This is a genomic window from Streptomyces sp. CB02400 (genome assembly GCF_001905725.1).
GTDB lineage: Bacteria > Actinomycetota > Actinomycetes > Streptomycetales > Streptomycetaceae > Streptomyces > Streptomyces atrovirens.
On the sequence record NZ_LIWB01000009.1, the window covers coordinates 236576 to 254599 of the forward strand.

The window sequence follows — 18024 nt, forward strand, 5'->3', positions numbered from 1 at the left end:
ACGATGGCTCTCGTACAATGAGGTCTCCCGGACCGCACCTGGAGCCGCCGTGACGACCGCCGCCCCCGCACCCAGCAGCCGCGCTCTGCCGCACCCGGCGCGCGAGGAGATCCGGCTGGAGGGCGTGCTGCACGCGCTCTCCGACCCCGTACGGCTGCGGATCGTCCGCGAGCTCGCCGCCGAGGACGTCGAGCTGACCTGCTCGCAGTTCGACCTGCCGGTCACCAAGTCCACCACCACGCACCACTTCCGGGTGCTGCGCGAGAGCGGCGTGATCCGGCAGACCTACGAGGGCACCGCCAAGATGAACGGCCTGCGCCGGTCCGACCTGGACGACCTCTTCCCGGGCCTCCTCGGCTGCCTGCTCACCGCCGCCGCCCACCAGTCCCTTCGCCAGGGCACCGGCTGACCCGGCCACCACCCACCGGCTCGCTGCCGGCCGCCCGCTTGGCGTGCGGGTTTCCACCCGAGGACGATCGCTCGCCGGTGCGTGCGGGAACCGGGGATCTCGGCGCAGTGCCCACCGGGGTCCGGCCCTCAGTCCCGGGGGGTTCGATCCCCTGGCTGCTGCCAGAGGCCACGTGGACCGCCACGGGCCGCACGCGGGACTTGCGGGCTTCGCCGCGGGGCCGATCGCTCGCCGGTGCGTGCGGGAACCGGGGATCTCGGGAGGTGGCGCCTGTCGGCGTGCGGGGGTCCGCCTGACGGGGGCAGTGCTCACCGGAGCCCGGTCCGCCCGGCGCCGAGGGCCGGCGCGCCCCCCGTTGCCAGAGGCCGCGTGGGCCGTTACCGGCCGTGTGCGGGGGCAGGTCCGTGGACGAGCTCGCCGGCGGCCGTGGCGGCCTGAGATCCCGCGCGGCGGCGTCCGTGCGCGTGCGGGCGCGCGCGTGGCGGAGCCCGGCTCCCGGCGGCACCGGCCGGGCCCGCTCCAGCGGGCCGGCGGCCGTCCGTGACCCCGACGCGGTCACGGGCCGGCCGCGCGGGCTGCTGCCAGGAGGGTGTCCCAGTCGGGGAGTTTGACGGTGGTCCGGCCGAGAGAGGCGCCCAGTTCCGCCTCTGCGTGTTCGATCGCCTGCCAGCCCGTCCATTCGACCGGTTCGACGCCCTCGGCCCGCAGTGCCGCCAGCGGGTCGCCGGGGAGGTCGCGGTCGGTGAGGAAGGGCGCGTCCCGCAGCAGGGAGGTCACCGTCTCCTTCGCGCAGGGCCGGTTGGTGCCGATGACGCCCGTCGGGCCCCGCTTGATCCAGCCCGCCACGTACTCGCCCGGAGCGACGGCGCCCTCCCGCAGCACCCGCCCGGCGAGATGCGGAACCGTGCCGCCGGCCGCGTCGAACGGCAGCCCCTCCAACGGCACCCCGCGATAACCGACCGAGCGCAGCACCAACTGCGCCTCGACGTCCTCGAACCGCCCCGTGCCCGTGACGCCGCCGTGCCCGTCCGGCACCGTCCGCTCGAAACGCACCGCGCCCACCCTGCCCTCCCGGGCGATCAGTTCGGCCGGGCGGAGGAAGAAGCGCAGCCGGATCAGCCGCCGGGCGCCCGGCACCGGCGCCCCGGCCCAGCCGCGCAGCACCTCGACGTTACGGCGCTGCGGGGCGGGCAGCGCGGACGGGTCCGTGTACGCCGGGTCCTGGGCCGCCTCGGCCGGGTCCACGGCGGTTCCGGTGTCCGGCAGGGCCCCCAGTTCGCGCAGTTCCTTGGTGGTGAAGCGGGCCTGGGACGGGCCGCGCCGGCCCACCATGTGGATACGGTCCACCCGGCTCGACGCGAGTACGGTCAGGGCCGCGTGCGGCATGTCGGTCGGGCTCAGCTCCGTCACGCCCCGGGCCAGCATGCGCGTCACGTCCACGGCGACGTTCCCCATCCCGATGACCACCGCCGACCGCACCCCGCGCAGGAAACCGTCGTCGACGGCGTCCGGATGCGCGCTGTACCAGGACACGAACTCCGTCGCCGACCAACTGCCCGGCAGCTCCTCGCCCGGGATGCCCAGCCGCCGGTCCGTGGCGGCGCCCACGCAGTACACCACCGCGTGGTACAGCTCCCGCAGCCGCGCGACCGGCACCCCGCCCGGCCCGACCGGCACCCCGCCGAGGAAGCGCACGCGCTCGTGCTCCAGGACCGCCCGGAGGGTGTTCTGCAGGGACTTGATCTTCTCGTGGTCCGGCGCCACGCCGTAGCGGACCAGGCCGTACGGACAAGGCAGCCGGTCCAGGACGTCCACGCGCACCCGGGCGTCCTGCTGGACGAGGCTCTGGGCGGTGTAGCACCCGCTCGGCCCGGAACCGATGACGGCGACACGCAGCACGGCGGAACTCCTCACCCCGGGGGATCGACAGGAGATCGCTGATGTCTCCAGCATGGCACCGTCCGCGCTCCGCTGACAGGGTGCCGTCCGCCGTCCGGGGCGCGTGTTCTACGGAGGGAAACTGATCACGCGGTTACGTTGCGTGTGTGTTTGAGGCATCTTTTCTTCATCTTTCCGATCGCTCTCCTGCGGAGGGCGCGGTGTCCGTGTGGCCCGCGTGGGAGGTGAGGGAGGGGGAGCGGGCGACCCGGTGGCTCCATGTGCGGCTGGCCTTCGGCGACGGGGCCCGTATCGACGCGCTGGCGACGGTGTGCGAGGGGTGGGTATGCGTCGAGGACGTACGGGCCCGGCCCGCGCTGGCGCTGGAGGACCTCGCCCTGTTCGCCGACTGGATCGAGGGGCCGCTGGCGCGGGCCTGCGGCGCCGAGCCCGAGCCGGACCCCGGCGACGAGGCCGGTACGGGCACGCACCGGGAGCGGACCGACCGGCCGAGGGGGCCGGAGAAGCACGGTCTCGTGGCGGGGGCGTACCGCGCGGCGCAGGAGCGGGGAGCCGATCCGGTCCTCGCCGTGATGGACGAGACCGGGTACAGCCGGCGCGGTGCGCTCAGGCTCATCGGCCGGACGCGCGACGCGGGACTGCTGCCCGCGCGGCACGTCCGGCGCTGAGCCGCCCCGTCGGGCGCCGGCCGCCGTCACGGCGTGCCGCGCACCGTCACATCAGGTCGCGCATCCGGCTGATCTCGCTGGTCTGCTGGGCCACCACGTCGTCCGCCATCTCCTCCATCCGGATGTTGTTGCCCTGCCCCTTCAGCTCGGTGGACATGGTGATCGCCCCCTGGTGATGCGTGATCATCAGGGTGAGGAAGAGCTGGTCGAAGGCCTTGCCGTCGGCCGCGCGCAGTTGCTTCAGCTGGGCCTGTGTGGCCATTCCGGGCATCGTCGCGTGGTCGTGCCCGTGCCCGTCGTCCCGCTCCGGCTTGTCGTGGCTCTTCAGCCAGCCCTTCATCGCCTTGATCTCCGGCTGCTGCGCGGCGGCGATGCGCTCGGCCAGCTTGACGATCTTCGACGACTCGGCCCGGTCCGGCACCAGTTCGGTCATCTCCAGGGCCTGCGCGTGGTGCTGGATCATCATCCGCGCGTAGGACACGTCCGCCGCATTGGGGGAGTCGTCCTCGACGCGCTGCCGTTCGGCCTCCTCGGCCGACAGAGTCCGGTTGGCCTCCCCGGGCTCACCCGGCGCGATGACCGAAGGCCCGGCGGCGGCGGCCGACTTGGTGTCGCCCGTGTCAGAGTCGCAGCCCACGAGCCCGAGTACGGTCAGAGCGGTCAGTCCGGCCGCGACGAGGGACACGCGTGACGCACGGCGGTAGTGCACAAGGACCTCCTGTGGCAGGCGTATTGCGGGACACCTCGTGAGTGTCGACGACCGTCCTAGCACGCTTCCGCGCGTCAGTGATCAAAAAACTTCATTGCGATGGCGTTGCCCTCTGTTGGTATGTGCATGTCCACGACGATACTGCCGGTGCGAAAACCGTTCTGATGTGAACGGAACCAGGGAGGAAAACAGTGATCCTGTTGAACGTTTCCCGAACCCGGCGCAGACGTCTCGGAGTTGCCGCGGCGGCCGGTGGACTGCTGGCCGCGCTGCTCACCGCCGCGCCGGCCGCGGCGATCCCCGACCCCGGGGACTCGCCGGCCGCCGAGAAGGAGGTGTCGCGCAGCGACCAGGCCGAGGCGCGTGAGGCCATCGAGAGCGGCGAGATACCCGGCCAGGACGAGGTCGTCCACTCCGACAACATCCGGCACGTGGCCAACATCCCCAAGGACGCGCTGTCCGGCACCAATTCGGACCTGGCCTTCCAGGGCCGGTACGCGTTCGCCGGCAACTACGACGGCTTCCGCATCTTCGACATCAGCAACCCGAAGGCGCCGAAGACGGTGGCCCAGGTGCTGTGCCCCGGCTCGCAGAACGACATCTCCGTCTCCGGTGACCTGCTGTTCCTGTCCACGGACTCCTCGCGCAGCGACAGCAGTTGCAACAGCACCACCCAGCCGGCGACCGAGAAGTCCTCGTGGGAGGGCATGAAGGTCTTCGACATCAGCGACAAGCGGAACCCGCGCTATGTCGCCGCCGTCGAGACCGCCTGCGGCTCGCACACCCACACGCTGGTGCCCGAGCGCAGGAACGTCTACGTCTACGTCTCGTCGTACTCGCCGAACGCGGCCTACCCCGACTGCCAGCCGCCGCACGACGGCATCTCGGTGATCAAGGTGCCGCGCAAGGCCCCGCACAAGGCGGCGCTGGTCGGCTTCCCGGTGCTGTTCCCGGGGGAGGGCCCGGACGGCGGTGGCAACCCCGGCGGGCCCACCAACCCGGGTGTCTCCAAGACCACCGGCTGCCACGACATCACCGTGCTGCCGTCGAAGGACCTGGCCGCCGGTGCCTGCATGGGCGACGGCATCCTGTTCTCCATCAAGGACCCGGAGCGTCCGCGGGTGATCGACCGGGTGCAGGACAACGTCAACTTCGCGTTCTGGCACTCGGCGACCTTCAACCAGAAGGCCAACAAGGTCGTCTTCACCGACGAGCTGGGCGGCGGTGGCGGCGCCACCTGCAACGCGGAGATCGGCCCGAACCGCGGCGCGGACGGCATCTACGACATCGTCGGCAAGGGCGACCGGCAGAAGCTGGTCTTCCGCAGCTACTTCAAGATCCCCCGCCACCAGGCGGACACCGAGAACTGCGTGGCCCACAACGGCTCGCTCATCCCGGTCAAGGGCAGGGACCTGATGGTCCAGGCCTGGTACCAGGGCGGCGTCTCCGTCTGGGACTTCACCAACTCCTCGAAGCCGAAGGAGATCGCCTACTTCGAGCGCGGCCCGCTGTCCACGGACCAGCTCGTCACCGGCGGTTCCTGGTCGGCGTACTACTACAACGGCTACATCTACTCGAACGACATCGCCAAGGGCTTCGACGTCCTGAGGATCGACGACCGGCGTACGGACCCGGCCCGCTGGGTCCACCTGCGTGAGCTCAACGTGCAGACCCAGCCGGACTACTTCGACTGAGCGTCCGGCTCCGTCGCGAAGAACCGGGCCATGTCCGCCCGGTCCTTACCGCACGTCCCGCCGGGCACCTCGGTGTCCGGCGGGACACCCATCTCCCAGTCGAGCCGGTAGCGCTTGAACAGCTCCGCGCGCAGCACCGGGACCGGCATGGGCGCGCCCGGCATCAGGGCCGCGTACACGGCACCCATCAGCAGGGCGCGCAGCATCGGGTAGTCCGTGTCGACGTCGTGGGAGCCGTGCCGGGTGACGGTGTCGCTCAGCAGTTCGGCCAGTCGCCGCTGCTCGGGGCAGGGCAGGAAACCCTCGGCCTGCAGCAGTCCGGCCATGTGCTGGCGCATCAGGACCGGCCGGTCCCGCGCCAGGCCCAGGATCGCGTCGATGGCCCGTGCCATCCGCTCCCGGCCGTCCTCGGTGTGCGGCTCCCGCTCCAGGGCCTCCTCCAGGGTGCGGTGCATCAGCCGGTGCACGGCGGACTGCACGAGCTGGCGTTTTCCCGGGAAGTAGTACGACACCAGGCCCCGCGCGGAGCCCGCCCGGTCGGCGATGTCGCCCAACGTCGTGGCCTCGTACCCGTGCTCGTCGACCAACTCCACGGCGGCGTGCAGAAGCCGCTCCTTCGAACGCCTCCGCAACTCTTCATTGACCAGGGCGCTGCGCGGGGACATGCTGGACTCCTGCGTTGACTGGCTGGCAGCCAACTATACTCAGCGCGTCCGGCGAGGCCCCTTGGTGGGCCTCTCCGGGTTGCCGTTCACCTCGGGCGACGCGGGGGATCGTCCGAGGTGAACGGTCTTGTTCGCGGCGAAAGCGGCCTCGGGCCACCGGCTCGGGGGTGCCCGGAATCACCGGCGTGCCGGACACCGCCGCCGGTGGACCGCCACGGCCGCCACCACCGTCAGGGCGCCGATCAACCAGCCGCCGAGGACGTCCGTGGGCCAGTGGACGCCGAGCCAGACCCGGGTGAGGCCGACGCCGGTCACCGAGAGGACCGCCACGGCCAGCGCCGTACGCCACAGGACGCGGCCCACCCCGTGGCGGTGCAGCAGCCACAGCAGCAGGCCGCAGACGACCGTCGCGGTCATGGCGTGCCCCGACGGGAACGCCGCGTAGTGCGCGGAGTCCACCGGGTCGGGCCAGACCGGGCGGGCGCGGTCCAGCGCGGCCTTCAGCCCCTGCTGCACCGCCGTTCCGACGGCGACCGTGAGCACCAGCCAGAGCGCCGACCAGGGGGCCGCGTACCGCCAGACGAGCAGCGCCGCCGCCACACCGCACAGCACCCGCATCGTCCACGGGTCCCAGACCCAGTCCGTCAGGATGCGGGACGTCTGCGTCAGCCCCCGTTCCTCGACCGCCCAGCGGTGAGTGGTGCGGGCGATGTCGGCGTCCAGCTCGAGCAGCGGGCGCCACTCGACGCCGACCAGGGTCAGCAGCAGCGCCGAGCACAGCGCGAGCACTCCGGTGGACAGGGTGGCCGGACGGTGCTCCGGGGGCCTGGGCGGGGATTCGGCGTGGGGGGTGTGCATGAGGCGATCCTCTCCGAACGCCGGCGTCCGGGGCCAGCCCCCCGCCTTCGCCGGCCTCTTCCGGGCTCGCGCCGGCCGGGGGGCTTGCGTGGTGTCCGGCGTTGGTGTGGGCCGGGGGTGGGGTTGCGCGGCCCGGCGCTGGCGGGGTGCCGTCGCGCCCACCCGTGTCGCCCTGCGGCACGACTGCCCGCGGAGGGCGGCGGCGCTGTTGCCCGCGGGACGTGGCGCGGCGCTCGGGCCCGGGCTAGCCGAGTGCCCGCAGGCCCGGTGCGAACGCCACCAGTACCGGGATCACCGGAACCAGCGACGCCACCGCCGTGAGCCGTAGCCTGCGCCCCGAGGTGAGCCGGTCCGGGGGAGTGAGCAGGCGGTGTACCCGGGCCGGGACGTGGGCCTGCGGGGCCGGGCAGGGGCCGCCGAACACCCCGCGGTGTTCGTTGAGTTCCACCAGCGCGAGGGCCGTGGTCAGCCGGCCGACGCGGCGGGACGCCATGTCGTCGGCGGCGAGTTCGACCAGCCGGTGCATCTCGTCGCGGAACGCCGCGAACACCGGCACCTGCGGGAAACCGCCCGCCAGCGCGGAGGAGCAGTGCAGCAGCCAGTCGTGCCGGGCCTGCGCGTGCCCCCGCTCGTGGGCGAGGACGGCGTCCAGTTGCCTGCCCTTCAGCCGGCGCAACGCGGCCGTGGTGACGACCAGTCGGGGCGGGGTGCCGGGCAGCCACCAGGCGTCGGGCCGCTCACCCTCCAGGACCACGAGCCGGTCGGAGTCCGGCCGCTCCCCGGGCAGCAGCGGTGCCCGCACCCGCAGTTCGGCGCGGCGCGCCCGACGCCGGGCACGGGCCCGTACGACCTCCCGGACCAGCATCGCCGCGCTCCACAGCCCGCCGCACGCCAGCGCCACCGCGGTGGTCTGCGCCCAGAGCCCCGCCGTACCGAGCGCGTACGCCTCCACGACCGCGCGGGGCGCGGTGGCGAACACCTGGCCGCCCACCGCCCGCCAGGCGGCCGCCGCGCTGAACGTCATCGACAGCGCGCAGCACAGCAGCACCGCCGCGATCACGCACTGCCACGCCCACAGCGCCACCACCGGTTCACGGTCCGGCCAGTCGGCCCGGGCGAGCAGCCGGGGACCCATGACAGCGGTCAGGACGCCGAGCAGCAGCAGGGCCGCGGGGAGGATCATGCGTGCAGCCTATGAGCGCGGGCCGCCCTAGGACACGGACGGACGCACCGAAGTGACGCAGGCAACGGCCCGCACGGCCGCCGCCGCGCCGTGTGTCCCGCCCTCACATCGTCAGCAGCATCGCCACCATCGCGATCCCCATGGACAGCCGGCAGGCCCGCGCCAACTCCGGCCGGTCGCCCCAGCCCGCACCCCGGCCGCCCCCCGTCACGGCGGCCGCGGGCACCAGTCGTACGCCGGTGGCGAGTACGTACATGACGAAGTAGAGCAGCAGGATTCCGGTCAGCAGGGGTATGCCCGAGCCGCCGTGCCCGTGTCCGGGCCCCTGCCCGGTGGAGGCGGCCATGGTCACCGCCATGTACACCATCGCCCCGGCGCCGATCAGATGGTGCAGATGGCGTGCGCCGGTGCGGGCCGCCCACAGCGCGTGCAGCCCGGCCGCGCCGAAGACCACCGCGTAGGCCGGCCAGGTCCACGCCGGCGGGGTGAACACCGCCGCGGGCACGGCCATCACGGCCATGCCGAAGCCCATGAGCGCCTCGCCGCCCGCGGCACGGCGCTGCTCCACCACATGGCTGCGCATGCGCAGCAGACAGTAGGCGCCGGTCGCCGCGCAGAGCGCGACCAGCAGCCAGCCGGACGACACCGGTCCGTGCACCCGAACCTCCCCCTCGGCCCGCTCGACGGTCGGTCATGGCATGCCCGGTCCCGGCGACGGACACCCGAGCGCACGGGAGTGCGGGGGGGAGCGCCCGGGGGAGCGCGGCAGATCCGCATATATGATTCACAAGTAAAATACCTGTTAACCTTGTTCTTCATGAGCAGTGCGACCCCCACATCCGCCCCCACCCCCACAGCCCCGCAGGCAGCCCGGCGCCTCCCGCTCGCCGCCCCGCTGCGCCTCGGACGGCCCTCCGACATCTGGTTCAAGCCGGCCCTCAGCGTGGTCGCCGCCGTCGCACCGCCCAGCCTGCTCCTGGTGGCCCTCGGCCGGCTCGACCTCGCGATGTACACCATGGCGGGGTCCCTGTGCGCCCTCTACGCCCACAACCGCCCGTACGCCGCCCGGGCCCGGGTGCTGGCCTGGGTGGTGCTCGGCATGCTCGGCGGCCTCGCCGTGTCCCTGGTCGCCGCCTCCCTCACCCGGAACGCCGTGGTCCTGGTCACCGTCGGCGCCGTCCTGGCCGCCGTGCAGAAGGCGCTGTGCGACGCCACCCGCGTCGGCCCGCCCGGCCATGTGATCCTCACCTTCGTCAGCTCCGCCTCGCTGTTCGTGCCGCAGACCCTCGGACAGGTCCCCGGTCATCTCGCGCTCGCCGCCGCGGCCGGTGTCTGGGCCTATCTGGTGGGCATGGCGCCCGCGCCGCTCCGGCCGCACGGCCCCGAACGCCGTGCCACCGCCCGGGCGCTGAACGCCGCCGCCGCGTACGCCGGGGCCGGCGGCACCGGCGACGGTCACCCAGGGGCCCGCGCCGCCGCCTACGCCGCCGTGCAGGCCGCCTGGCAGTCCCTGCTCTCCACCGGCAACCGGCCCTCGACCACCCGTCGCGCCCTCGAACGGCTCGTCGTCCGCGCGGAGGTCGCGCTCGCCGCGCCCGCCGACGCCGACCCCGAACGCCTGCGCGCCTGGGCCCGCGCACTGCGCGGCACCGGGGCCGTCCCGCGCACCGACGACCCCCGCGCGGACGCCGGTGAACTCCTCGGCGTGGCCGCCGAGCGCGCCACCCCGCCGCGCCCCCTGTGGACCAGGCTCGGCCCGCTCACCCCGATCGCCGTCCGCACCGCTCTGGGCTGCGCCCTCGCCGGCTACGCCTCCCTCGCCCTCGGCATCGGCCGCCCCTACTGGGCCCTGGTCACCGCGGCCTCGCTCTACCAGGCCAACATCACCCTCACCTGGAGCCGGGCCGTCCAGCGCGTCGTCGGCAACCTCGCCGGCGTGCTGCTCTTCGCCGCCGTCGTCCCCGTCGCCCACCTCGGCCCGCTCGCCCTCGTGCTCTGCTGCCTGCTGTTCAACTTCGGCGCCGAGGCGCTCATCGGCCGCAACTACTGGCTCGGCACCGTCTGCGTGACCCCGCTCGCGCTGCTCGTCACCGAGTTCGCCGGCTACCAGCCGCCCGGCGACCTGATCACCGAGCGCGCGGTGGACACCCTCGTCGGCGCCCTGGTCGGCTTCGCCGCCGCCGTGGCCGTCACCAACCGGCGGGCGGGCGACCGCGTGGAGCGGGCGCTCACCACGGCCGACCGCGCACGCGAACACGCCGCGCGCCTCCTGGCCGGGCCCCGGCCCGCCCCCGCCGCCCTGGACGCCGCCCGCCGCGACCTCGCCGCCGCCCTGGTCGACCTGCGGGCCGCCGCCGACGCCGCGTCCGGCGAGTGGTGGCAGCGCGCACCGGCCCAGGAGCGGGTCGTGCTCGCCGAGCAGTCGGGACACCGTACGCTCGCGGCGACGGTACGACGCCAGGGACTGCTCCCGGACCCCGGCACGGGCACGAACACGGAGGACGTACGGCCATGACGGCGACCGAAGGACCAGCGGCGGCCGACGGCGAGGGACCGGAGACGGCCGACGGGGACGCGCCCGGCCGCTCGCGGGGCGACACCGTCGCCGCCGTCGTCCGGCAGTGGCGGGCCGTCCACCCCGGCCTCGACACCGGCCCCATGGAGGTCATCGGCCGCATCAACCGCTGTGCCGCCCTCCTCCAGCAGGCGGAGGACGCCCCGCTGCGCCGCGCCGGACTGACCCGCCCGGAGTTCGACCTGCTGGGCGCCCTGCGCCGCACCGGCCACGAGCTGACGCCCAGCGAGCTGGCCCGCGAGACCTTCTCCTCGGGCGCCGCCGTCACCAAACGCCTCAAGCAGCTCACCGAACGCGGACTGGTGGAACGCCGCGGCGACACCCGTGACCGCAGGGTCGCCCACGTCCGCCTCACCGACTCCGGACGCGACCTGGTCGACGGCATCCTGCCCGCGCAGCTCGCCTACGAGACCGCCGTACTGTCCGGTCTGGACGGCCCGGAGCTCGGCGAGCTCGCCGCCCTGCTCGGCGAGCTGCTCGGCCAGCTTGAGGGACGCCTGGGCGCGCTGCGGGCGTGACGGCCGAGGGCCCGCCTCCGGCTCACCTCTCGTCCGCCGCCCGGTACACGCCGAACATCGCCCCCTGCGGGTCGCGGAGCACCGCGATGCGCGGACCCTCCGGGTGCGAGACGGGCTCCATCAGCACCGTGCCCTCCACCGTCGTGGTCGTCACCGCGGCGTCGTCCACGTCGTCCACGGCGAAGTACGGCAGCCAGTGCGCCGGCACCTCGTGCGGGAACTTCTCGTCCATCGTCACCATGCCGCCGAAGTCCGCGCCGTCGATGCCCCACTGCGGGTACCGCCGGGAGGCGTCCACGCTCCAGCCGAACACGCCGGTGTAGAACGACACGGCCTGGCGCGGCGCCCGCGTCATCAGTTCCACCCAGCCCAGGGACCCGGGCACGTTGAACACCCCGGCGCCCGGGAAGGCATCCGCCTGCCACAGCTGGAAGACGGCGCCGGTGGGGTCGACGGCCACCGCGGAACGACCCGCGTCGAACACGTCCGTCGGGCCGAGCAGCGCCTGCCCGCCCGCCGCCTCCACCGCACGGAGGGCGGCGTCGACGTCGGCCACCGCGAACGACACGTTCCAGGCCACCGGCTGCGACTCCTGGTACAGCGGCGCCAGCGCGGCGACCGCCGCGTCACCGAGGTACGCGACCGTGTAGCCGCCCGACTCCTGACGCGGGTCCGTCTCGGGGCGCCAGCCGAACAACCGCGTGTAGAACCGTCGGGCGGACTCCGGATCGGTGGTCCCCAGCTCGGCCCAGCAGGGCCCACCGGTCACCGGCGCGGACTGTTTCATGACGCTCCTTCCGTCCCTCCCAGCACGCTAAGCCCGGCTCCCGGCCCGGGCCATCCGGCGCGAAACCGGCCGGGACCGGCCGCGGGTTCCCTAGATGCCCGGCCGGTAGCGCAGCGGGTGCTCGGCCGGGATCTCGACCAGCACGATCGGGGTGCCGTCCGGATCCGCGATCCACATCTCGAGCAGACCCCACGGCTCCAGCACCGGCGGACGGACGATGTCGACGCCCTCGGCCGCCAGTTCCTCGTGCGCGACCGCGATGTCCTCGACCTGGAGCCACAGCCGTACGTCCGGGGACGAGGGCGAGGACGAGGACGAGGGCGAGGAGGATTCCGCGCGGCCCGAGAGTTCCAGGAACCCCCCGCCGAGGAAGTAGACGGTGCCGCGTTCCGGTCCGGTGCCGAACTCGCGGTGGACGGCGAGGCCCAGCCGCTCCCCGTAGAAGGCGCGGGAGCGGTCGGGGTCGGTGGGGCGGAGCAGGACGCGGCTGCTCAGTACGTGCACCATGCGGCCGAGCGTAGTGGCCGGGTTAGTCTCGTTCCCGCCCGAGCCACGCCGGAAGGCGCCCAGGAGAACCGGAGACGTGCCCATGGAATCCGCCACCGACACCGTACTGACCTTCCGCGACGCGACCGACGCCGATGTGGACGCCCTCGTCGCGCTGATCCAGTCGGCGTACCGGGGCGAGTCCAGCAGGACCGGGTGGACCACCGAGGCGGACATCCTCCAGGGGCAGCGGACCGACCCGGAGGGCGTGCTGGAGGTCATCAAGGCGCCGGACAGCCGGCTGCTCACGGTGGAGCGCGACGGCCGTACAGTCGCCTGCTGCCAGCTGGAACACCGCGGCGCGCACGCCTACTTCGGGATGTTCGCGGTCAGCCCCGCCCTCCAGGGCGCCGGACTCGGCAGGACGGTCATCGCGGAGGCGGAGCGCCAGGCCCGCGAGACCTGGGGCGTGAGCGAGATGCACATGACGGTGATCTCCGTGCGGGAGGACCTGATCGCCTGGTACGAGCGGCGCGGCTACCGCCGTACGGGACGGATGACGCCCTTCCCGTACGGCGACGAGCGCTTCGGCATTCCGCAGCGGGACGACCTGGAGTTCGAGCTGCTGGTGAAGGAGCTGGTCTGACGGCTCACGCCGTGAAGCGGCCGGTGCGCTTGATCTCCGGGTAGTCGGTGGTGGCGCCGTCGAGTCCCAGGGCGCGTACCAGTCTGAGGTGGTCCTGGGTGTTCACCACCCAGCCGATGATCCGCAGCTCGGCCTTCCGCGCCTGTTCCACGGTCTCCAGCGTGAGTCTGCGGATGTTGAGGCAGACGGTCGAGGCACCGGCCTCGACCGCCCGCTCCACGATGTCCGTGCCGTAGCGGCTGGCGATGAGCGCCGTGCGCACCCCGGGCACCAGGCGGGCGATCTCCGCGATCGCCCCGTCGTGGAACGAGGACACCTCGACCCGCTCGGCCAGGTCCCGTCCGTTCATCACCTCGGCCAGCGCACGGGCGGCCTGGACGTCCTTGATCTCGGCCTGGAGCGGTGCCCGTACGGCGTCGAGCACCTCCTCGAAGACGGGGATCCGCTCGCCTCGCCCGGCGTCCAGGGCGCGCAGCTCGGCGAGGGTCTTGTCGGCGATCGCGCCCGTGCCGTCCGTGGTGCGGTCCACCTCCGTGTCGTGCATGACGACGAGCGCGCCGTCCTTGCTCAGATGCAGGTCGAGTTCGATGACGTCGAGGCCCGCCTCCTGGGCGGCGGTGAAGGACCGGAGGGTGTTCTCGGGCTCGACACCCATGACTCCGCGGTGACCGATGGTGAGGAAGTTCAAGATCCGACTCGCTTCCGTCGACGGCGGCGGGGGGCCGCGTCCCTACGGCCCTCCTGGACCGTATCGCCTGTGCCCGCCGCGTCCAGAGGCTGAACCTGGATCGCAGACACCGCCGCCCACCCCGGTGTCACACAGGAAAAAATGCGGTGAAGCCAGGGGTGAGGCAGGATAATTTCCTGAGGTGCCCCTTGCTGGGAGAAACCTCGTATGTATACGGTCTTCTTACGCGAGGTTCTCCTGTGGAGGATGGGACATGACGGAAATTCTTGTGCAGGTGGGTGCCGAGGGACAGGTTCCTCCGGCGACCAGGGTGGTGGAGCACCCGGCATGGCCCGTGCTCAAGGATGCCGTGGAGCGGATCCGGCCCTGGCAGTCCAAGGACGGTTCGATCGACTTCGGCGCCGACGGGGCCCCGGACCGTGCCGACGCCGAGCGCGCGGTGCGCGCCGTGGCCGGTGCCGTCGAGGAGCTCTCCCCGCTGCTCCCGCACGACCGCGCCTACCACGAGGCCCTGGTCGAGGACCTGGGCCGCTGGGCCGAGGGCGGCTTCGAGGTGCCCGACTTCCTCGACTCGCTGCTGGCCTTCCAGCCCGCCGCGAGCCGCGCGGACGGCCTCCAGCACCTGGTCGTCTTCCCGATGTACACGCAGAACGGCAACCCCGACCGCAACCTCGAGGCGGTCGTGCTGCGCATGGTCTGGCCCGACTGGCTGGCCGAGCTGGAGCGCACCCGCTACGACAACCCGCTGTTCTGCGGCATCACCTTCGAGGACTTCACCTCGGGCTACGACACCAACTCCGCGGTCCTCTTCCCCGAGACCATCGCGGTGCGCGAGGCCCCCGAGCGGTTCACCTGGGGCGGCATCTTCTGCGATCGCGAGGCCGCCCGCTTCCGGCGTGTCACCGAGGCCGCGGTCGACGTCCTGGGCCTGGAGCTGCCCGAGGACGTCGCCGCGATGGTGCACGACCAGAAGCGCTGTGAAGAGGCGTTCGTGCTCTGGGACATGGTCCACGACCGCACCCACAGCCACGGCGACCTGCCGTTCGACCCGTTCATGATCAAGCAGCGCCAGCCGTTCTGGATGTACGGCCTGGAGGAGCTGCGCTGTGACCTCACCGCCTTCAGGGAGGCCGTGAAGCTGGCCGGCGACGGCGTCCCGCAGGCCCGTGACGTGCAGGTCGCGGTGCTCTTCGACCGGATGTTCCGCTTCCCCGTCACCGGCGCGCGCGTACGCAACTACGACGGCCTCGGTGGCCAGCTCCTCTTCGCCTACCTGCACAAGCACGACGTCGTCCGCTGGACCGACAACAGGCTCTCCATCGACTGGGAGCGCGCCCCGCAGGTCACCAACCAGCTGTGCGCCGAGATCGAGACGCTGTACCGCGACGGCATCGACCGCCCCAAGCTCGTCCACTGGTTCGCCGGGTACGAGCTGGTCTCCACCTACCTCTCCCCGCACCCGGGCTCCACGTGGGCCAAGGGCCCCGGCGCCCTCGACCTGACGCAGCCGCCGCGCAAACTCGTCGATGACGTGCTTCCGGACGAGTTTCCGCTGAGCATGTTCTATGAGGCACTGTCCAAGAAGCTGAAGAACGTGATCGCGTCCACTCGGGGCATCACGGCGGACGGGGCCGAGCGGGTCGCCGCGTGAGCGATCGCGAGACCACAACTGCTCAGGAGGCGGGAATCATGGGGAACGGGGCGCTCGACGGTGCGGTGATCGCGGTGGCCGGAGCGGGGGGACCCGCGGGCCGGGCGGCACTGCTCAGGCTGGCCGAGGCGGGAGCGACCGTCGTCGGCTCGGACAACGACCCGGAGCGGCTGGCGGAGGCCGTGGACGCGGCGCGCTACGCGCACGGCGGCGCCACCGTCACCGGTGAAACGGTCGACCTGCTCGACCTGGACTCCACCCGCGAGTGGGCCGCCCGCACCGAGAAGGAGTTCGGCCGGATCGACGGCCTGGTCCACCTCGTCGGCGGCTGGCGCGGCAGCGAGACCTTCACCAAGACGAGCCTGGACGACTGGGACTTCCTGGAGCTGCTGCTGGTACGCACCGTGCAGCACACCTCCCTCGCCTTCCACGAGGCGCTCCAGCGCAGCGACCGCGGCCGGTACGTCCTGATCAGCGCGGCCGGTGCCACCAAACCCACCGCGGGCAACGCCGCCTACGCCGCCGGCAAGGCCGCCGCCGAGGCGTGGACGCTGGCCATGGCCGACTACTTCCGAAAAGCCGGGGGCGAGCAGGGGCCGACGTCGGCGGCTGCGATCCTGGTGGTGAAGGCGCTGGTGCACGACGCGATGCGCGCCGACCGCCCCAACGCGAAGTTCGCGGGCTTCACGGACGTCAAGGACCTCGCCGAGGCCGTCGTCGGCGTCTGGGACAAGCCCGCCGCGGAAGTGAACGGAAACCGTCTGTGGCTGACCGAGAAGCCGTGAACCCGCCGAGGACCGACGCGCGTCGTCATCACGACCCGGACGTCCGCGGTTTCGCCAGCGACAACTACGCCGGGGTCCACCCGGAGGTGCTCGCCGCCCTGGCCGTGGCCAACGGCGGGCACCAGGTCGCGTACGGCGAGGACGCGTACACCGAGAACCTCCAGCAGGTGATCCGCAGCCACTTCGGTCCTACGGCCGAGGCGTTCCCGGTGTTCAACGGCACCGGCGCCAACGTCGTGGCGCTCCAGGCGGTCACCGACCGCTGGGGTGCGGTGATCTGCGCCGAGAGCGCCCACATCAACGTGGACGAGGGCGGCGCCCCGGAGCGGGTCGGCGGCATCAAGCTGCTCACCGTGCCCACCCCGGACGGCAAGCTCACCCCCGAGCTGATCGACCGGCAGGCGTACGGCTGGGACGACGAGCACCGCGCGATGCCGCAGGTGGTCTCCATAGCCCAGACCACCGAGCTGGGCACGGTGTACACCCCGGACGAGATCCGCGCCATCTGTGAGCACGCCCACGCGCACGGCATGAAGGTGCACGTCGACGGCTCCCGGCTGGCCAACGCCGCCGCCACGCTGGACGTGCCGCTGCGCACCTTCACCAACGCGGTCGGCGTCGACCTGCTCTCGCTGGGCGGCACCAAGAACGGCGCCCTGTTCGGTGAGGCGGTCGTGGTGCTGAACCCGGACGGCATCCGGCACCTGAAGCACCTGCGCAAGCTGTCCATGCAGCTCGCGTCCAAGATGCGCTTCGTCTCGGTGCAGCTGGAGGCCCTGCTCGCCCGCGACCTGTGGCTGCGCAGCGCCCGGCACGCCAACGAGATGGCCCAGCGCCTGGCCGAGGGCGTGCGCGCCGTGCACGGCGTGGAGATCCTCTACCCGGTGCAGGCCAACGCGGTCTTCGCGCGGCTGCCGCACGACGTGAGCGAGCGCCTGCAGAAGCGGTTCCGTTTCTACTTCTGGGACGAGGCGGCCGGTGACGTCCGCTGGATGTGCGCCTTCGACACCACCGAGGACGACGTGGACATGTTCGTGGCCGCGCTCAAGGAGGAGATGGCCCGCTAGCGGTGCATGCATAGGTATGCGGTTGACCGGAAATGCATTGACTGCCGGTCGACCGCATACCTATGCTCTGGCGGCATGCAGCTGATCCAGGAAAACCCGGACCTCTCCGCCTATCTGGCCGCCGATGAGGCGATCGACCATCACCATCCGCTGGTCCGCGAGACGGCGGCGCGGCTTGCCGCCGGAGTGACCGACTCGTATGAATATGCGCGGGCGGCCTTCGAGTTCGTGCGCGACACCATCCCGCACTCCCAGGACTCCGGCGATCTCCGGGTCACCTGGCGCGCCTCCGACGTCCTGGAGCAGGGCACCGGCATCTGCTACGCCAAGGCCCACGCGCTGGCCGCGCTGCTGCGGGCCGAGGACATCCCGACCGCGCTGTGCTACCAGAATCTCGGCGTCGTGCACGGTCTGGTCGCCGTGCGGTTCCGCGGTGCCTGGCACCGGCAGGACCCCCGGGGCAACAGGCCCGGGGTGGACGCGCGGTTCTCCCTGGACGGCGAGCGGCTGGCCTTCGATCCCGATCCGGCGTCCGGCGAGATCGACCACCCGGTCCTGTACGCCGCGCCGCATCCGGTCGTACTGAACGCCCTGAGATCCGCCCCGGACCGCCCCCACCTGTGGCAGACACTCCCCACCGCACTCGGATAACTCCCCAGCCGCAACCGCCGCAGCTGCGGGCAGTCGTGCCACCCCCAGTGCCTCAAGGGCCTGGGAGGTACCCCAGAGCGGCACG

Annotated in this window: 19 protein-coding genes; 10 read left to right on the forward strand and 9 right to left on the reverse strand. The window is 72.6% G+C overall.

What is annotated here, in order from left to right:
* Nucleotides 1-49: 49 nt before the first annotated feature.
* Nucleotides 50-409 carry an ArsR/SmtB family transcription factor gene (locus AMK33_RS22785; RefSeq protein WP_073934760.1) on the forward strand — a complete coding sequence of 120 codons (360 nt, stop codon included), beginning with the start codon at nt 50-52 and terminating at the stop codon, nt 407-409.
* 555 nt (nt 410-964) lie between these two features.
* Here the strand turns inward: AMK33_RS22785 and AMK33_RS22790 are convergent.
* Complete coding sequence (locus AMK33_RS22790; protein ID WP_073934761.1) at nt 965-2308, reverse strand: FAD-dependent oxidoreductase; 1344 nt, start codon at nt 2306-2308, stop codon at nt 965-967.
* A gap of 200 nt (nt 2309-2508) precedes the next feature.
* On the opposite strand from AMK33_RS22790, the gene AMK33_RS22795 reads away from it, so the two are divergent.
* Nucleotides 2509-2976 carry a DUF6214 family protein gene (locus tag AMK33_RS22795; protein WP_073934762.1) on the forward strand — a complete coding sequence of 156 codons (468 nt, stop codon included), beginning with the start codon at nt 2509-2511 and terminating at the stop codon, nt 2974-2976.
* A 46-nt stretch (nt 2977-3022) separates the two neighbouring features.
* On the opposite strand, the gene AMK33_RS22800 is transcribed toward AMK33_RS22795, so the two are convergent.
* Nucleotides 3023-3685: a DUF305 domain-containing protein gene (locus tag AMK33_RS22800; protein WP_073934763.1), complete on the reverse strand. Its 663-nt coding sequence runs from the start codon at nt 3683-3685 to the stop codon at nt 3023-3025.
* A gap of 191 nt (nt 3686-3876) precedes the next feature.
* On the opposite strand from AMK33_RS22800, the gene AMK33_RS22805 reads away from it, so the two are divergent.
* Nucleotides 3877-5379 carry an LVIVD repeat-containing protein gene (locus tag AMK33_RS22805; RefSeq protein WP_073934764.1) on the forward strand — a complete coding sequence of 501 codons (1503 nt, stop codon included), beginning with the start codon at nt 3877-3879 and terminating at the stop codon, nt 5377-5379.
* On the opposite strand, the gene AMK33_RS22810 is transcribed toward AMK33_RS22805, so the two are convergent.
* The 4 genes from AMK33_RS22810 to AMK33_RS22825 all read right to left on the reverse strand — a co-directional run bounded on the left by AMK33_RS22810 (nt 5367) and on the right by AMK33_RS22825 (nt 8743).
* A complete protein-coding gene (locus AMK33_RS22810; RefSeq protein WP_073934765.1) occupies nt 5367-6044 on the reverse strand; it encodes a TetR/AcrR family transcriptional regulator in 678 nt (225 codons plus the stop codon). The two genes, AMK33_RS22805 and AMK33_RS22810, sit on opposite strands and share 13 nt — an antisense overlap.
* 177 nt (nt 6045-6221) lie before the next feature.
* Nucleotides 6222-6902 carry a phosphatase PAP2 family protein gene (locus AMK33_RS22815; protein WP_073934766.1) on the reverse strand — a complete coding sequence of 227 codons (681 nt, stop codon included), beginning with the start codon at nt 6900-6902 and terminating at the stop codon, nt 6222-6224.
* Between the two features lie 244 nt (nt 6903-7146).
* A complete protein-coding gene (locus tag AMK33_RS22820; RefSeq protein WP_073934767.1) occupies nt 7147-8085 on the reverse strand; it encodes a M56 family metallopeptidase in 939 nt (312 codons plus the stop codon).
* A gap of 103 nt (nt 8086-8188) precedes the next feature.
* Complete coding sequence (locus AMK33_RS22825) at nt 8189-8743, reverse strand: DUF5134 domain-containing protein (protein ID WP_073934768.1); 555 nt, start codon at nt 8741-8743, stop codon at nt 8189-8191.
* A 159-nt stretch (nt 8744-8902) separates the two neighbouring features.
* Between AMK33_RS22825 and AMK33_RS22830 the strand changes: the two genes are divergently transcribed.
* Nucleotides 8903-10600, forward strand: a complete 1698-nt coding sequence (locus AMK33_RS22830) for an FUSC family protein (protein WP_073934866.1) — start codon at nt 8903-8905, stop codon at nt 10598-10600.
* Nucleotides 10597-11178 carry a MarR family winged helix-turn-helix transcriptional regulator gene (locus AMK33_RS22835; protein ID WP_073934769.1) on the forward strand — a complete coding sequence of 194 codons (582 nt, stop codon included), beginning with the start codon at nt 10597-10599 and terminating at the stop codon, nt 11176-11178. The genes AMK33_RS22830 and AMK33_RS22835 overlap by 4 nt, the downstream gene beginning before the upstream one ends.
* Nucleotides 11179-11200: 22 nt before the next feature.
* Here AMK33_RS22835 and AMK33_RS22840 read toward each other — a convergent pair whose 3' ends face one another.
* Entirely contained in the window at nt 11201-11965 is a 765-nt protein-coding gene (locus tag AMK33_RS22840; protein WP_073934770.1) for a VOC family protein, read from the reverse strand.
* Between the two features lie 90 nt (nt 11966-12055).
* A complete protein-coding gene (locus AMK33_RS22845) occupies nt 12056-12472 on the reverse strand; it encodes a VOC family protein (protein ID WP_073934771.1) in 417 nt (138 codons plus the stop codon).
* An 82-nt stretch (nt 12473-12554) separates the two neighbouring features.
* Here AMK33_RS22845 and AMK33_RS22850 point away from each other — a divergent pair, with 82 nt between their 5' ends.
* Nucleotides 12555-13097, forward strand: coding sequence for a GNAT family N-acetyltransferase (locus tag AMK33_RS22850; protein WP_073934772.1), 543 nt, complete (start codon nt 12555-12557; stop codon nt 13095-13097).
* Between the two features lie 4 nt (nt 13098-13101).
* On the opposite strand, the gene AMK33_RS22855 is transcribed toward AMK33_RS22850, so the two are convergent.
* The gene (locus AMK33_RS22855; protein WP_073934773.1) at nt 13102-13785 is read right to left on the reverse strand and encodes a glycerophosphodiester phosphodiesterase; all 684 of its coding nucleotides are present in this window, start codon (nt 13783-13785) and stop codon (nt 13102-13104) included.
* A 253-nt stretch (nt 13786-14038) separates the two neighbouring features.
* On the opposite strand from AMK33_RS22855, the gene AMK33_RS22860 reads away from it, so the two are divergent.
* The 4 genes from AMK33_RS22860 (at nt 14039) to AMK33_RS22875 (ending at nt 17939) form a co-directional block, all read left to right on the forward strand.
* Complete coding sequence (locus AMK33_RS22860; RefSeq protein ID WP_073934774.1) at nt 14039-15436, forward strand: DUF6421 family protein; 1398 nt, start codon at nt 14039-14041, stop codon at nt 15434-15436.
* A 38-nt stretch (nt 15437-15474) separates the two neighbouring features.
* Complete coding sequence (locus tag AMK33_RS22865; RefSeq protein WP_073934775.1) at nt 15475-16221, forward strand: SDR family NAD(P)-dependent oxidoreductase; 747 nt, start codon at nt 15475-15477, stop codon at nt 16219-16221.
* Complete coding sequence (locus AMK33_RS22870) at nt 16218-17288, forward strand: threonine aldolase family protein (protein WP_073934776.1); 1071 nt, start codon at nt 16218-16220, stop codon at nt 17286-17288. The genes AMK33_RS22865 and AMK33_RS22870 overlap by 4 nt, the downstream gene beginning before the upstream one ends.
* Before the next feature lie 75 nt (nt 17289-17363).
* The gene (locus tag AMK33_RS22875; protein WP_073934777.1) at nt 17364-17939 is read left to right on the forward strand and encodes a transglutaminase domain-containing protein; all 576 of its coding nucleotides are present in this window, start codon (nt 17364-17366) and stop codon (nt 17937-17939) included.
* Nucleotides 17940-18024 lie beyond the last annotated feature (85 nt).